This window comes from Streptomyces avidinii (assembly GCF_045161815.1).
GTDB classification, from domain to species: Bacteria; Actinomycetota; Actinomycetes; order Streptomycetales; family Streptomycetaceae; genus Streptomyces; species Streptomyces avidinii.
On sequence record NZ_CP108863.1, the window covers coordinates 1,165,533 to 1,180,571 of the forward strand.

General features: G+C 71.7%; 15 protein-coding genes and 1 pseudogene. 8 read left to right on the forward strand and 8 right to left on the reverse strand.

From position 1 onward, the window contains the following. The first annotated feature begins 66 nt into the window (after window positions 1-66). Both aceB and OG373_RS05330 read left to right on the forward strand, forming a co-directional pair. The gene (aceB, locus tag OG373_RS05325) at window positions 67-1,659 is read left to right on the forward strand and encodes a malate synthase A (protein ID WP_405436245.1); all 1,593 of its coding nucleotides are present in this window, start codon (window positions 67-69) and stop codon (window positions 1,657-1,659) included. Beyond that, the gene (locus OG373_RS05330) at window positions 1,656-2,525 is read left to right on the forward strand and encodes a 3-hydroxybutyryl-CoA dehydrogenase (protein WP_405436246.1); all 870 of its coding nucleotides are present in this window, start codon (window positions 1,656-1,658) and stop codon (window positions 2,523-2,525) included. The genes aceB and OG373_RS05330 overlap by 4 nt, the downstream gene beginning before the upstream one ends. Window positions 2,526-2,609: 84 nt before the next feature. Here the strand turns inward: OG373_RS05330 and OG373_RS05335 are convergent, their stop codons facing one another. From OG373_RS05335 to OG373_RS05370, 8 genes are all read right to left on the reverse strand, one after another. Then, on the reverse strand, window positions 2,610-3,143 hold the full coding sequence (locus tag OG373_RS05335) for a YrhB domain-containing protein (RefSeq protein ID WP_405436248.1): 534 nt from the start codon (window positions 3,141-3,143) through the stop codon (window positions 2,610-2,612). 87 nt (window positions 3,144-3,230) lie between these two features. Beyond that, window positions 3,231-3,962: a hypothetical protein gene (locus tag OG373_RS05340; RefSeq protein ID WP_405436249.1), complete on the reverse strand. Its 732-nt coding sequence runs from the start codon at window positions 3,960-3,962 to the stop codon at window positions 3,231-3,233. Between the two features lie 193 nt (window positions 3,963-4,155). Further along, on the reverse strand, window positions 4,156-5,340 hold the full coding sequence (locus OG373_RS05345; protein WP_405436251.1) for a GDSL-type esterase/lipase family protein: 1,185 nt from the start codon (window positions 5,338-5,340) through the stop codon (window positions 4,156-4,158). A gap of 138 nt (window positions 5,341-5,478) precedes the next feature. After that, complete coding sequence (locus OG373_RS05350; RefSeq protein WP_405436253.1) at window positions 5,479-5,844, reverse strand: hypothetical protein; 366 nt, start codon at window positions 5,842-5,844, stop codon at window positions 5,479-5,481. Window positions 5,845-6,178: 334 nt separating this feature from the next. Beyond that, the gene (locus tag OG373_RS05355) at window positions 6,179-6,769 is read right to left on the reverse strand and encodes a hypothetical protein (RefSeq protein WP_405436255.1); all 591 of its coding nucleotides are present in this window, start codon (window positions 6,767-6,769) and stop codon (window positions 6,179-6,181) included. 321 nt (window positions 6,770-7,090) lie between these two features. Further along, window positions 7,091-8,290: a DUF4241 domain-containing protein gene (locus OG373_RS05360; RefSeq protein ID WP_405436257.1), complete on the reverse strand. Its 1,200-nt coding sequence runs from the start codon at window positions 8,288-8,290 to the stop codon at window positions 7,091-7,093. Further along, a complete protein-coding gene (locus OG373_RS05365) occupies window positions 8,283-9,581 on the reverse strand; it encodes a DUF4241 domain-containing protein (RefSeq protein ID WP_405436258.1) in 1,299 nt (432 codons plus the stop codon). Before OG373_RS05365 ends, OG373_RS05360 begins: the two co-directional genes overlap by 8 nt. Window positions 9,582-9,805: 224 nt before the next feature. Continuing rightward, window positions 9,806-10,351 (reverse strand): GNAT family N-acetyltransferase, encoded by a 546-nt coding sequence (locus tag OG373_RS05370; RefSeq protein WP_405436259.1) that lies wholly within the window; start codon window positions 10,349-10,351, stop codon window positions 9,806-9,808. A gap of 176 nt (window positions 10,352-10,527) precedes the next feature. On the opposite strand from OG373_RS05370, the gene OG373_RS05375 reads away from it, so the two are divergent. From OG373_RS05375 to ppk2, 6 genes and pseudogenes are all read left to right on the forward strand, one after another. Further along, a complete protein-coding gene (locus tag OG373_RS05375; RefSeq protein WP_405436261.1) occupies window positions 10,528-11,109 on the forward strand; it encodes a hypothetical protein in 582 nt (193 codons plus the stop codon). A gap of 81 nt (window positions 11,110-11,190) precedes the next feature. Next, complete coding sequence (locus OG373_RS05380; RefSeq protein ID WP_405436264.1) at window positions 11,191-11,469, forward strand: DUF6959 family protein; 279 nt, start codon at window positions 11,191-11,193, stop codon at window positions 11,467-11,469. A gap of 248 nt (window positions 11,470-11,717) precedes the next feature. Next, window positions 11,718-11,876 (forward strand): annotated as a pseudogene (locus OG373_RS05385) (ECF transporter S component); the annotation flags it as partial. 128 nt (window positions 11,877-12,004) lie between these two features. Further along, window positions 12,005-12,490 carry a VOC family protein gene (locus OG373_RS05390; protein WP_405436266.1) on the forward strand — a complete coding sequence of 162 codons (486 nt, stop codon included), beginning with the start codon at window positions 12,005-12,007 and terminating at the stop codon, window positions 12,488-12,490. Window positions 12,491-12,623: 133 nt separating this feature from the next. After that, on the forward strand, window positions 12,624-13,820 hold the full coding sequence (locus OG373_RS05395; protein ID WP_405443945.1) for a PP2C family protein-serine/threonine phosphatase: 1,197 nt from the start codon (window positions 12,624-12,626) through the stop codon (window positions 13,818-13,820). 42 nt (window positions 13,821-13,862) lie between these two features. Then, a complete protein-coding gene (ppk2, locus tag OG373_RS05400; protein ID WP_405436268.1) occupies window positions 13,863-14,891 on the forward strand; it encodes a polyphosphate kinase 2 in 1,029 nt (342 codons plus the stop codon). Window positions 14,892-15,039 lie beyond the last annotated feature (148 nt).

The following is a 15,039-nucleotide window of genomic DNA, read 5'->3' on the forward strand; positions in this document are numbered from 1 at the left end:
TCGTGTTCCCCGAGGGCCGGAGAAGCCACCTCCGTCCGGCCCTCCCCTCTCCTGGAGGAGACCCGCATGTCCATCCACGCACCGACCCGCCGCATCGAGGTCCTCGGGACACCGGGCGACCGCCACGAAGAGATACTCACCCCCGAGGCACTGGACTTCATCGCCCGGCTCGACGACGCGTTCGCCGCCCGGCGTCTGGAAGCCCTCAAGGAGCGCGGCCGCCGCTCGGGCCACCTGGCCGGCGGCACCCCTCTCGACTTTCCCCTCGCCACCCGCGCGGTCCGGCAGGACACCCGGTGGCGGGTCGCACCTCCGGCGCCGGGCCTCACCGACCGGCGGGTGGAGATCACCGGCCCGCCGGACCGCCGGATGGCGGTGAACGCCCTCAACTCGGGTGCCCGCGTGTGGATGGCCGACTTCGAAGACGCCACCGCGCCCACCTGGGACAACGTCATCGGCGGCCAGCTGACCCTGCTCGACGTGATCGAGCGGCGGATCGACTTCACCGGCGCGGAGGGCAAGGAGTACCGGCTCGGGGCGGACCTCGCGACCATCATGGTCCGCCCGCGCGGCTGGCACCTCCTCGAAGAGCACCTGGAGATCGACGGCCGCCCGGTGCCGGCGTCCCTCGTCGACTTCGGCCTGTACTTCTTCCACTGCGCCCGGCGTCAGATCGACGCCGGCCACGGCCCGTACTTCTACCTCCCCAAGCTGGAGAACCGGTACGAGGCGCGCCTGTGGAACGACATCTTCCTCTATGCCCAGGACCTCCTCGGCATTCCGCGCGGCACCGTCCGGGCGACCGTCCTGATCGAGACGATCACCGCCGCGTTCGAGATGGAGGAGATCCTCTACGAGCTGCGCGAGCACAGCGCCGGTCTCAACGCCGGCCGCTGGGACTACCTCTTCAGTCTCATCAAGACCTTCGGCCACCGCACCGACTTCCAGCTGCCCGACCGGGCCGCGGTGACCATGACCGCGCCCTTCATGCGGGCCTACACCGAACTCCTCGTCCGCACCTGCCACCGGCGCGGTGCGCACGCCATCGGCGGCATGGCCGCCCACGTCCCCGGCAAGGAAGCGGAAGCCAACACCGCCGCCCTGGCGAAGGTGCGCCTCGACAAGGAACGGGAGGCCGAGGACGGCTTCGACGGCTCGTGGGTCGCCCATCCGGGCCTCGTCCCCGTCTGCCGCGAGGTCTTCGACGGGGTCCTGGGAGAACGGCCGAACCAGCTGGAGCGCACGCGCGAGGACGTCGAGGTCGCCGCCGCCGACCTGCTGTCGGTCCGCCGGATCGCCGCCCCGCCGACCTCCGAGGGCGTCCGTTCCAACGTGGCCGTGGCCGTGCGCTACTTCGACGCCTGGCTCCGTGGCCGCGGGGCCGTCGCCCTGAACGGGCTGATGGAGGACGCCGCGACCGCCGAGATCGCCCGCGTCCAGATCTGGCAGTGGCTGCGCCACGACCGCGTCGAGCGCTCCACCGTGCTCAGCCTCCTCGACGCCGAATGCGAGGCACTGGCGGAGGAGGATCCACAGGCCCTGGCCACCGAAGCGCGGGCCCTCTTCGTGGACACCGCGCTCACCCCGCGCCTGCCCGCCTTCTTCACCCCCGACGCCTACACCCGCCACCTCGTCCACCGGACGGAGGCCCGCTCATGAGCACGTCCATCCGCCGCATCGGCGTCGTCGGGGGCGGCCAGATGGGCGCAGGCATCGCCGAGGTGTGCGCCCGCGCCGGACTCGACACCGTCGTCTGCGAAACGGACGCCACCAGCGCCCGCGCGGCCCGGGAACGCGTCGCCGTCTCGCTCGAACGCGCCGTCCAGCGCGGCAAGATGGACCGCATCTCCGCCGAGGACGCGCAGGCCCGTCTCCTGTTCACCGGCGACCTCGACGATCTCGCCGACCGCCAGCTCGTGATCGAGGCCGTCGTCGAGAACGCCGAGGCGAAGATCGAGGTCTTCACCGCCCTCGACAAGATCGTCGAGGACCACAAGGCCATCCTGGCCACCAACACGTCCGCCATCCCGGTCATGCGCCTGGGTATGGCCACCGGCCGCGCCGACCGGGTGGTGGGCCTGCACTTCTTCAATCCGGTTCCGGTGCTGCCCCTGGTGGAGATCGTCACCTCCCTCCACACCTCCGACCGGGTCGCGGCCGTGACGGAAGAGTTCGTACGGGACACGCTCGGCAAGACCGCCATCCGCTCGCAGGACCGGGCCGGCTTCGTCGTCAACGCCCTGCTGGTCCCGTACCTGCTGGCGGCCGTCCGGATGGCCGAATCCGGGTTCGCCACGGCCACCGACATCGACGAGGGCATGGTGCTCGGCTGTGCCCACCCCATGGGCCCGCTGAGGCTCGCCGACCTCATCGGCCTCGACACGGTCGCGGCCATCGCGGAATCGCTCTACGACGAGTTCAAGGAACCCCTCTACGCCCCGCCCCCGCTCCTCCAGCGGATGGTCCAGGCGGGGATGCTCGGCCGCAAGACCGGCCGCGGGTTCCACGCGTACGGCCGGGACTGAGGGTCCCGGTCCGCCGCCGGCGAGGTGAGGCACGTGTACGGCCTCCGGCCGGTTCGGTAGCCGTCCGGCCGTTCGGTCGGACGGCTACCGAACCGGACCGGCCAGCGTCTCGATCGTGCCCGGATCCCAGGGACCGGGCTCCCGGGTCAGGCTCGCCAGCTCCTCCGGGGGTTCACTCCCGTCCCTGACGATCGTCACGTATGCCCTCGCCTCCTGCAGGCTCATCCGCGGGGCCTGTTTGCGCAGGTGCTGCATGGCGGGAGCGGTCCCGACGGAGTCCGCGAGGCGGCGGACGGCCGCGGCGAGCGCATCGGGTGCTCGGATGCCCTTGACCTGCCAGAGGTAGAGCTCCTCCCAGTCCTCGGTCCAGGCGGTGCCGGGGACGAAGTGGATGCTCCCGTCCTCCCGGTCGACCAGGTACGGGCCGCCGAGGAGATTCGTGTGCCGATCAGGGTTTCGGGCGTACTCCGCCGAGCTCCAGTGGACGAGCCACCCGACCGCCCGCTCCTCGACGTGGTAGACGGCCAGGTCCGGGATCAACCGCGCCCATGCCCAGGTGGGCCGCTCCCGCGCCAGCAGGGACTCGACCAGCTCGACCGCTCGTTCCTTGGAGATCACACCCCCATCTTCCATCCGGGACAACCGGCGCGGCACGAATCCCCGGCTGCTCGCCGGCACCGACCGATTCGAGCCGCTCCCCGGGGGTCAGCCCACCGCGTCCCAGGCCGACATCGGACCGTCCAGCCAGGCGGGTGGCAGCTCGGCGGCGTCCCACTCCTCCCGCAGGGCGGCCGCAGGCGTGGCGAGCCGCTCCAGCACGGCAAGGCTGGTGGCGGAGTGCAGCAGGGAGTAGCGGCTGTGGATGGCGGTGGCACTGCCGGGCCCGTACTCCACGTACAACCGCTCCAGACGGGCCCGGTGCGCCGCGGCGAAATCCGCCAGCCGGCCTGCGTACCGGGCCCTCTGCCGGGGGGTCATCGTGCCGAGGACGGCACGGAGTACCTCCTCGGTGACCTCGGGGTCGAGGTCGGAGACGGCGGTGAAGGTGAGGTAGAGGGGGGTGACGGCCGCCTTCGCCTGCTCCACCTCGATCCGCCCGACCGGCGGCCGGGCGGCCGAGGCGGCGCTCGGTCCGTCGGGGTCGACGGTTTGCCGCAGTGCCCGTTCGGCGATCGCGCCGAGCTCGTCGGTGACGGCACGGGCACCGTCCAGCCAGCCCGACTCGTACGGCTCGCCCTTGTCCCCCGGTACGGACCCCCCGAGCTCGCCGACCTCCTCGCACGCGCCGGCCAAGGCACCCGCCTCGACCAGGGCGATCAGGCCCTGCGCATCGTCGGCGGAGACCCCCGCCCGGCCGAGCAGCTGGAGCAGCGTCCTCTTCGCGTTCAGGACGCTGACCGGGTCCAGCTCCTGCCGGTTCTCCTCGGCGGCGTGCATCGGATCCTCCTCGTCCCATGGGCCAGCGGTGCGGTGCCGTGCGGTGCCCTCGCGCGGAGCGCACCGTTCAACAGTTCAACGCGGGATGGGGCCGCTGTGATCCCTGCGGATGCCCTGCTGCTCGACGACTGCATCCGTTCAGCGGAACGAGCGCCTGGACCTGACCGTACCGGACGGGTGCCTGTCTGCCGGATCAGGTCGGGCTCACGGCGAACGGGCCGTCCGCGGCGAAGGCATGGGCCGCGAAGCGTTCGCCCATGCGGCGATGGGTGGCCGCGTCCGGGTGGAGGGCGTCGGGCAGCGGCAGCTCCGCCGCGTCCCGCTCGCCGTAGAGGGCGCGGCCGTCGAGGAGGTGCAGGTTCGGGTCGTCGGCCGCGCGCCGGCGCACGATCCGGGCCAGCTCCTCCCGGATGACGCCCAGGGTGAGCTTGCCGTAGGCCCGTTCGGCGGGGTCGCCCGCGGCGCGGAACCGCAGCCGCCCCTCGCCCAGCGTGCTGAAATCCGGCGCGCTGGGGCCTGGGGTGTCCTCGTGAATGGGGCACAGGACGGGCGAGACGACGAGCAGCGGGGCGGTGGGGTGGCCCTCGCGCACGGTGTCGAGGAAGCCGTGCACCGCGGGGCCGAAGGCCCGCAGGCGCATCAGGTCGAGGTTGACCAGGTTGATGCCGATCTTGAGGCTGATCAGGTCGGCGGGGGTGTCGCGCAGCGCGCGGGCCGTGAACGGGTCGAGCAGCGCGCTGCCGCTGAGGCCCAGGTTGGTCAGCTCCACACCGCCGAGGCGGGCCGCCAGGGCGGGCCAGGTGGTGCTGGGGCTCGCGGCGTCGGAGCCCTGGCTGATCGAGCTGCCGTGGTGCAGCCACCTGCGGCGGCCCGTGCCCGGCAGCGGTTCGACGGGGGCGTCGGTGCGCAGGGCGACCAACTGGGTCACCTCGTTGTGCGGCAGCCAGATCTCGACGTCCTTGGCACGGTCGGGCAGGCCGGTGAAGCGTACGGTGCCGGGCGGACCGGGCCGGTTCGTCGTGCTGCCGGTGGTCATGTCCACCTGGATGACGTTGCCGCCGCCGACGGCTTCCTGCCCGGCCGGCAGGCCGTCGATCAGCAGGTCGTACAGGCCGTCGGGGCGGGGCGGGGCGCCGTCGTAGGCCATCTTCGTGCGCAGTGCGTCCAGCTCGATGACGGTGGCCCGGGTGCGGAACGCCAGCCGCACGCCGGAGGGCTGGGCCTCTGCCATGGCAAGCTGCCCGTCGGCGCACTGGGCCCGGGCGCGGGCGGGCAGCCGGTGCGGCAGCACCCCGTGCTCGGTGTGCTCCAGTTCCTGGGCGCCGCGCAGGAGGTCCGGGGTGAGGGGGGTGGTGATCCGGTCGGATGGATGGCTCATGCACCCACCCTGCCGACCGGATCAGCGGTCCGCCACGCCATTTACGGTCCGTACGGGCCGCGCCGAATCGAAGGCAATCCACTCGAAGGGATGAGCACGCCCCCACGGCTCGCTGAGGCGCGGGCTCCGCTGTCCCGGTCAGCTCGGTGAGCTCTCCGGCGGTTTTGCCCGGAAGGGGTCCAGGCGGGACACCTTGGAGACCAGGGCCCACATCTCGCATTCGGCGGCCACATGGCCCGGGAGGTGAAGGCCGAGGGATTCGGCGAGCGGTTTGCGCCCTGTATTCACGAGCGCCCGTACGGCAGCGGACCACTCGTCGGTTGCCGATACCGCCGCGCGGTACCACACAGGAATCAGGAAACCCGGCACAGCAATGGCCGTGAACACCGGCACAGCAATGGCCGTGAACAGCAGTGGTACATCGGGCCGGGGCACTGTCAGGGCTGCTGCCGCGGAAAGGACGACGGCGCAGTGGCCGTAGATCGTCGACCGGATAGCGAGCAAGTCGTTCCCGGAGCAGTGCGCGTTGCACGGCCGTACGCCGTCGGTCCTTACGGGCAGACGGGGGACACGTGATGGTCCGCGTGGAAACTCGCTGGCCCGAGGATCTCTCCAGCAGGGTCCAGTTCCTGTACTTCCTCTGACCCCGCTCACCGACCGGGCGCAGCGGCGGGCCGCGGCCCCGGCCGCGATCCTCCCCGGCGTGACCCGGCACGGCGATGACGCCGGCCGCCGGCTCGCCACCCAACGACGAGACCGGAACCGGCTGAACGAGGAGCAGCAGCGCCGACGGACGGCTGCGGTCCGGGCCCGGCCGGTCAGTCGCTCGGTCGGTCGGTCAGGGGCGGTCGGGGGCGGCGCCGAACAGGGGGTCGAGCGGATCGCCCTCGTACCCGACGACAAGGCAGGCCGCCGCGATCGGTCCCCGCGCGAGTTCCACAAGCCGGGCCAGGGCCACCGCCTCGGACGGCAGCCAGGCCGGATCGAGACCGAGCGCCCGGGCCGCACGGTCGCGTCGCCGGTCGAGGTCGGGCATGTCCTCCCGGTACTCGTCGGCTACCGCCCGGAGTTCTTCGGCCGTCCGACCAGGAGCGTCCCGCCACCACGGCACCGCGAGAAACAGCCGCACCAACTCCGGCAGCCCGACCGCGAGCGGGCCGGCCTCACCGTCGAGGCTCACATACACCACGGGGCGTTCCTCACCGCCCTCCCCGACGAAGCAGAACGCATCCCCCGAGGCCGCCCGCGCGAACTGCTCCAGCCGGGCCCCGGAGGCGAGCCGGACCCCGTCCTCCAGCTCGTGACCGGCCGGGTCCGTCGCGTCGAGGTCCGCGACCCCGGCAAAGAACGCGACGACCTCCTCGTCGGCGCCGAGGAAAGGCAGCAACGCGGGTACGCCGGGGCCGGCAGGTGCATTCGATCCGTTCACCCGGCAACCGTAGCCGGGGCCCCTGACATCGGCCGCGGCAGACCGTCATGGGCCCTCTGTGCCGGCCGGATGCCTCGGGTGTACTTGGTGTGCAACGACACGATGGACACGAAGAGCCGTGCCGCGGCGGAGGCTATTGCGGTTGGGTCCATCGCTTGACGATGTGCGGCTCGGAGAACCCGATGCGGTCGAGACCAGGCAGCGGGCGGCACCTCCACCCCGGTGGGGTGTCGGTTCCCGGCGGGCCACGCTTCGTCAATCGTGGCCCGCCGTGGGGCGGGCCCGTTCGCGCGGACACCGAAGCGGACGCGCGGGTCGAGCTCAGGCGTCGAGGTCCAGGTCGAAGGCCGTCTGGACGTCGACGCAGACCACCTCTCCAGAGGCGGACCGGCCCACCCAGACCGGGTAGACGCCGTCGCCACCCGTGCAGAAGACCGCCAGGTCCGCGCCCAGGCCTCCGCCGTCGAGGTGCATGCCGGCTGCGGAATTCGTGAGCTTGTCGGCTTCCGGGGAACCCTTCCAGTTCGCCCGCTCCAGCAGGTCCCGCAGGTCCTGCCAGACTCCGGCGTCGCCGAAGGCGCCCGTTGCCCCGTCCGTGCCGAAGCCGAAGGCCTCTCCGGCACGGAGCCGGAGCGTGTCGTGGCCCGGCCCGAGCGCCATCTCCCAGGCCGCCACGGGGGCGTCGCCGATCTGCAGCCGGACGGCCGCGACCTCCTCGTAGGACCCGTAGCCCTGATCTGCGACCTCGACCATGGCCGCCTTCACCGGGTACGTGCCCGGCGGCACAGCCACCGTGATCTCCGGCACCTCGCCCCAGCTCTGCGGGCAGGCCACCGCCAGCACCCCGCTCGGCACGCGCAGGCTGCCGCACGGGACTGCATCGAGCACCGTCAGTCCGGCCATGTGCGTTCCGGGCCGGAAGACCCGGTCGAAGTCGGTGGACCCGAGCAGCCGGGAGGGCTCCCGGCGCCAGTCGGACGCCCCGGGGACCAGCTTTGCGGCGACCCAGTCCGGGAGCGTGTCCGCGACCGGGAGCGCCGGCCAGTCGTCGAATCCGGGGCGGGCCGTCCAGAGGTCCTCCTCGGCCACCGCCACCTCGGCCTCCAGGGAGGCGCCCCGCATGCCCTCGGGCTGATGCGAGATACGCGCGGGACCGTCGGCCGAGAGCTCCACCGCTGTCCGGGGGCAGTCCACATCGAACTCCGCCGTCTGCCCGTCCGGGTACCGCCGCACGAGCAGCCGCCGGATCAACAGCCGCCCCTCGTCGGTTCGCAGTCGCAGCTCGGCCTCGGCGGTCCGGCGGCCGTGCTCGTCGTACGCCCAGGCGTCGAGGACGCCGGCCTGCCACGCCACCATCCGCGCCCCGAACGGGACTTCGCGGCCCGGCACGCGGTAGATCACCGCGTACGGAAGGCCGGCGGCATCCCGGGCGCGCGCCTCCTCGCGGGACAGCGCGCGACCACCGGTACGGGACGCCTCGTCCCAGGACTCCTCAAAGGTCACGTACGTCGTCTCAGGCATCGGCGGTGGTTCCGTCCCGCTCCGGGAGCAGTTCGGGCATCCCCTCCACCAGCACCACGACAGCGACCACCTCACCGGCGTCGGAACGGCCGACCCACACGGGGTAGGTACCGTCCCCGGTCGTGGCGAAGGCCATGAGTTCGCCGCCGGAAGCCTCGTCCCGGGTGCGCTGCAGGAACATGGATCCGTCGTCGATGTCCTCGTACCCGTCCAGGTCCGGCTCTCCCTGGATCAGCCCCCGCTCGAAGAGCGCGACCAGCGGCTCCCAGGCCCCGGCGTCGGCGAAGCAGCCGGTGGCGCCGTCGGTGTCGAAGCCGGCGATCTGATCCTCGATGAACAGCCGGGGATCGTCGTCCGGCCCCAGGGCCATCTCCCAGGTCGCGGCGGGGGTCTCGCTGACGAGGAGGCGGACGGCCGTGGGGTCCGTGGTCGTGACCTCGGTGTTCCGCCACTCGCAGTGGTAGCTGTAGTGGACCCGCGCCTCGTCGAGTACGTACTCCCCGGGCGGGACGGGGACCGAGATGTGCGGCCCGTCGCCTTTGTCGATGTCCGGGCCGGAGACGGCCAGCAGCCCGCTGGGCACGCGCAGGGTGCCGACCCGGCAGGGCTCCACGACGGTCTGCTCGGGGTGGTACCCGTCGGTCACGCGAACCCCGGGCCGGAACAGCTCGTTGATCGGCCCGGGCTGCGCGGCGCGCGGCGGACGCCAGCAGGTGGCGGGGGCATCTCCGTCACCCGACTCGGCCGCCTCGCCCGACTCGGCCACCACGAGGTCCCGGGGCTCCATGAGCCCGTGCACCTGGGCCGAGAGCAGCGGCCACTGCCCGAAGGCGGGGCGGTCCATCCAGCGCTCGTCGTCGCGGAGTCCGGGGGACGTGGCGTGCGAACCCCCGCCCTTCCCCCGGGGCTCCTCCGTCCGTAGCCCCCTCCCGTCCGGGAAGAGGTCCACGGTGATGCGCGGGCACTTCTCGTCGAACTCCGGCATCTCCGGGCCGGTGTAGTGCCAGCCGACGGTGTACCGGCGCAGCAGCCGCGACGGATCGTCCAGCAGCCGCATGTCCAGGTCGTAGGTGCGGCGACCCTGGGCGTCGTACACCCACAGCCCGACGTAGTGGTCCCGCCACGAGACGAGCCGGACCTCCAACGGAGCCTCCCGGCCCGGCTCCCGGTACACCACCACGTACGGAAGCCCGGTGACATCCCGCTCCCGGGCCTCCCCGGCGGATATCGGCCGCCAAGGCGCACGGGCCTCCAAGTCCCACGCCTGCGCGTACCCCACCTCGACGACCATTGCCGCTCCCTGCTCCTGCGCCTCGTTCTGATTGTGTGCTGAGCTCTGTGTGCTGACCTGCAAGGTAACCGCCGGCTGTGACAACGGACCTGAGGGGCCGACTGGCGGCCCCCGCCCAACCCCCGCTCAGTCGTGGAACGAGGTGCTTTCGAGCTCCAGTGGCAGTCTGCGAGGCACCCACCGCGCCGGCGTGCGAGGGTTGAACACCCGGACCGGACGGAGCGTCAGAGGGGCGACAACAGCATGAGGACCTCGTCGCGGTCGTCGCCGGCGGCCAGTCGCAGAGCGTCCGGCCAACGGCCGATCTCCCTCCAGCCGAGCCGACCGTAGAACTCCTCGAGGCCTGCACCTCCGCGTGCGGCGAGATGCAGCTGCTCCAGGCCCATCTCGTCACGGGCAACATCACGGGCCCGGCGCACCAGACCTGCACCGATGCCCTGCCCGCGCACACCGAGCCGAGTCTGGACATGATGCAGCGTGCCCCAGTGCGCCACCAGCGGATGGGCATCGCAGCGGAGGTTGAGCCAGCCCACCAGGCCGCCGTCGACCGTGCCGACGATGAGACGGCTGCCTTTCGGACTGAGGCCCGAGACGATGCGATGGACAGCGGCCCCGACCTCGACGGCATCGACCGGCGGAAACGGGAACCCAGCCGCTCCGCCCGCGTTGGACACCTCGGTCCAGCACTGGACGAGGGCCTGAAGGAGGTCTTCGGTGATCCCTTCAGGGCTGACGAACTGCGTGAACATCGGCACGTTGTTGCTGGTCATGCCGGAAGTCTCGCAATCAGGCCGCACCAGTTGGCGATCTGGGGCCAAGTGCGTGCTCAGAAAAGTCCCGAGACCTTCACCCGGTGAGCGGGTCATGGGCCGGAGCCGATGCGGATTCTTGCCGCCCCGGCGACCCGCCCACGGGCGCCGGCTGGGGGTCCAGTAGCGTCCGTTCCATGATCGCCCGCGACGCTCTCGAAGCGCTCGACGCCCTCGTCCGCCTCTGCCCGCCGCCCGCCGAACCGCCGCCTGCGGTGGACTGGATGCAGGCCGAGCGCGCTCTGGGTGCGGCTCTGCCCACTGACTACAAGCAGCTCGTCGAGACGTACGGCGACGGCATCTTCGACGAGACGATCTGGCTGCTCGTCCCCGACTCCGCCCACGGCGACTGCGACCTGCACGCGCAGACGACGGAACGGGACGAGATCCTGGCCGACCTGTGGGAGTTCGAGGCGAAGCCCGCCGGCCTGCTGGAGGCGGGAGCCCGGGTCCTGCCGTGGGCATTCGAGGAGGGCACGGGGGCCTTCATGTACTGGCTGGCGCGGCCCGGTCAGCAGCCCGACGAGTGGACCGTGCTCTACAACGAGGGGCGCGGCCCGCTGTGGGAGCACCACGACATGGGGTGCTCGGCCTTCTTGCTGGCGGTGCTCACAGGAACGGCGGAGACGGACTACTTCGGCCATCTCTACGACGTACTGAAGCCGACGGAGCACCGCTTCGCGACGGCCGATCAGACCCTCGGAACGTCCCGCCGCTGACCCTGTCCGAGGGCCGCATCCGCCGCGCTTCCGTGATGGCTACGCCTGGAGATGAGGGCATCTCCGGGGTTGAATGCCCGGATGGAACGTATCGAGGTCGAGCTGTTCACGGACCCGGGGAACGACGCCGTCGTCCGTCTGCCCCCGCGCAATTTCCCGGGCGTGCTGATCCAGGGCGATTCCCTGTCGATCATCCGCGCTGACGTCGCCGAAATCGTGGAAGCCTGCGACCAGGGCGACGTCGGTGAGGCTCGCGAGGCGGCGGCCGTCCTCCTCTCCGACCTCGACGAGCTGCTGGCTCGCTACACGGCCGCTCTGAAGGCTCACGACATCCCCATCCCCTTCTACCAGGCTCCCTGATCGGCAGCATGCGCTGAAGGCCGTAGCCGCACCTCTGCAGACGGCTACGGCTGTACGGCCCGAGGGACATCCATCCTGGGAGAGTTGACCGCTCCGCCTGTGCCTGTACGGGCCCCACGGTCACTTGGCATCGACGGGTTCGTCTTCCGTAAGGCCCGGACATAAGGCACTGTCCTCGTCGACGTCGAGTCCTGCAGGCCGGTGGACGTGTTGCCCGATCGCGAGACCGGCACGGTTGCCGCCTGGCCACCGGGAAGTTCCAGCGCTACCTGGCCACGTCGCTCGGCTGGGACACCGGCCGAGCCGTCACCGACTTCATCTGCATCACCCTGGCCGGCCCGGCCGTCCTGACCGCCTTGTGCCGGGCCGCCCGCAAGGCACGCTTCCGGCCCGGGGAGACCCGGTAGGCGGCCCTTCGGGGCATCCGTCGCCGGGTTCCGCGCGGCGTCGGGAGGTTTTCGCACGCGGTGGGGATATCAGTGGACCCGTACGGCGATCAGTGGCGATCGCCACTGTGCGGAAGGGCCCGAAGACGGTGACCGTCAAACCGATTCCCGAGGGATACCAGCGCGTCACGCCCTACCTCTGCGTGGACGGGGCCGCAGCCGCGATCGACTTCTACGTGGCCGTGCTCGGCGCGGCCGAGCGGATGAGGATGCCCGCACCCGACGGCAGGATCGGCCACGCGGAGCTGGAGCTGGGCAACTCGATCGTCATGATCGCCGACGAGCACCCGGAGATCGGGTTCCGGTCGCCGAAGGCGGTGGGCGGCACGCCCGTCACCCTGCACGTGTACGTCGAGGACGTCGACTCCGTCTTCGCCACAGCCCTCTCGTTCGGCGCCACGGAACTGTCCGCGGTCAAGGACCAGTTCTACGGCGACCGCACCGGGCAGTTCGAGGACCCCTTCGGCCACCGCTGGAACGTCGCCACACACGTGGAGGACGTATCCCCGGAGGAGATGGAGAAGCGGGGCAGGGAAGCCGTGGAGTCCGCGGACACCCCACCGGACGGCGCCTGAGACACCTTCGGCCGTGCCCCAGCCCCGCATCCGGACGGGAACGGTGTCACGCTTGAGGGAACAGGCGGGCAGCAGGTAGGCGTGACCCGTGTGGTCTCCCTCCGGTCAACTGCGTGGACGGGCGGTGACCGACATGGACGACGCGGACTTCGGCCGTCTGATGCGCACGGTGCTCCGGGACTCGCACCGGGTCGGCCCGGACGGCCTGCCGGCACTGATCGACGCGGCGGCACGTTCCATGGGTCTGCTCGGCGCCGAGATCTTCCTGGCCGACGTGCAGCAGACGCGGCTGATCCCCCTGTCCCCGGGTGCGACGACCCACTCGTCCGACGGTCCGGAGCCCGGTCTGCCGGTGGAGGGGACGCTCGCCGGCTGGGCGTACCGGACGGGGTCGCTGCGGCTGACCACCGGCACCGAGCTGATGGTCTGGCTGCCGCTGCTCCACGGGGTCGAGCGCCTGGGAGTACTACGGCTGACCGCGCGGGCGCTGGACGCCGCCACCCTGGAGCAGTGCGAGGCGCTCGCGTCACTGACCGGTCAGTTCCTCGCGTCCGTGTCGGGCTTCAGCGACACGATCCTGCGCGGCACCCGCATCCGGCCGATGAGCCTGCAGGGCGAGCTCGCGTGGGCGTTCATGCCGCCGCGCACGATCGGCTCCCGCGAGGCCACGTCCAGTGCGGTCCTGGAGCCCGCCTACCGGATCGGCGGCGACGCCTTCGACCACACCCTCACCGCCGACACCCTCCATCTGACGGTCATCGACGCCATGGGACACGACCTGGCCTCCGGGCTCTGTGCCGCCGTGGCAATGGCCGGTTGCCGCTCCACCCGCCGCGACGGCGGGAACCTCGCCGACATCACCGCGGCCGTCGACGAAGCGCTCGGCATCTGGCTGCCCGCCCGACTGCTCACCGCCGTCTTCGCCGACCTCGACCTCGTGTCGGGCGTCCTCACCTGGGTCAACTGCGGCCACCCGACTCCCCTGATCATCCGCCACCAGCACGTCGTACCCGATGCCATGCAGCGCCCCGTGGCGCTCCCCCTGGGCCTCGGCCGCCACCGCACGCCGCACACGCCGAGCGTCATCCACCGGGCCCAGCTGGAGCGCGGTGACCGCATCCTCATCCACACGGACGGCGTCACCGATGCCCGCTCCCCCACCGGCGAGCTGTTCGGCGAGGAACGCCTGATCGACACCGTCGTACGGGCCACCGCCGCCGGCGAGGCGGCGCCCGAAGCCCTGCGCCGTCTGATCCGCGACATCCTGGGCCACCGGCACGGCCATCTCACCGACGACGCGACGATCCTGCTGGCCGAGTGGCACCCGTAGCCCTCGTGCGCATCAAGGCCGCGTGCGGGGTACACGCAGGGCATGAACGAGGAACAGCGCGGGGCGCCGGCCGAGGAGGCACTGCTCGAGGGTCTGAGCGTGGACGCGACCCGGCCGGAGCAGCCGGTGCTGCTGGACGGCTCCGGAGCGCCGATCCGGACCTGGCGGCAGAACTACCCCTACGCCCGGAAGATCCGGCGGGCGGAGTACGAGCGGACGAAGCGGATCCTGCAGATCGAGCTGCTGAAGCTGCAGCGCTGGGTGAAGGACACCGGGGCCCGGGTGGTGGTGATCTGCGAAGGCCGGGACGCGGCGGGCAAAGGCGGCACGATCCAGCGTTTCACCGAACGGCTCAACCCACGCGGCGCTCGTATCGTGGCCCTGGACAGACCCGGCGAGCGGGAGGCCGGCCAGTGGTACTTCCAGCGCTATATCGCGCACCTGCCCGACCGCGGGGAGATCGTCTTCTTCGACCGCTCCTGGTACAACCGCGCCGGTGTCGAGAAGGTCATGGGCTTCTGCACCGATGTGGAGTACCGGCGGTTCCTCCACCAGTGCCCGGACTTCGAGGCGATGCTGGTCGAGGACGGCATCCTGCTGGTCAAGTTCTGGTTCTCGGTCTCCCGCGCCGAACAGCGCACCCGCTTCGCGATCCGCCAGGTCGACCCGGTACGCCAATGGAAGCTCTCCCCCACCGATGTCTCGTCCCTGGACCTGTGGGACGCCTACACCACCGCCAAGGTCGAGATGTTCCGTGCCACCGATACCGACCACGCACCGTGGACGGTGGTGAAGACGAATGACAAGCGGCGCGGACGGCTGGAGGCGATGCGCAGCCTGTTGTGCCGGGTGGACTACGCCAGCAAGGACGAGGCGGCCGTCGGCCGGCCCGATCCGCTGATCGTCGGCTCCGCCGACACCCTCCTCGAAGCGGGCGAGGAAGCGGCGGACCTCTCACCCACGCCGCTGGGCGGCCCGCCCACCGGCCCGGGCCAGCACCCCGGCCCGGGCCGGCCCCTGGGCCCGGAAACGACCCGGGCCGGGCGGGGCACAGTCCGGCGCCGAGGGTGAGGGCGACCGCTGCGCCCGGTGCGTACGGGGTACAGGAACCACCCACTGTGGCGGGTCCACCGCGCCTGCGGCGTGATCGGGCGTCGGGTCCACCCGACCGGCGGCGAAGACGCACCGCGCGGCATGTCGGATCCGGCAGCCTCTCCCG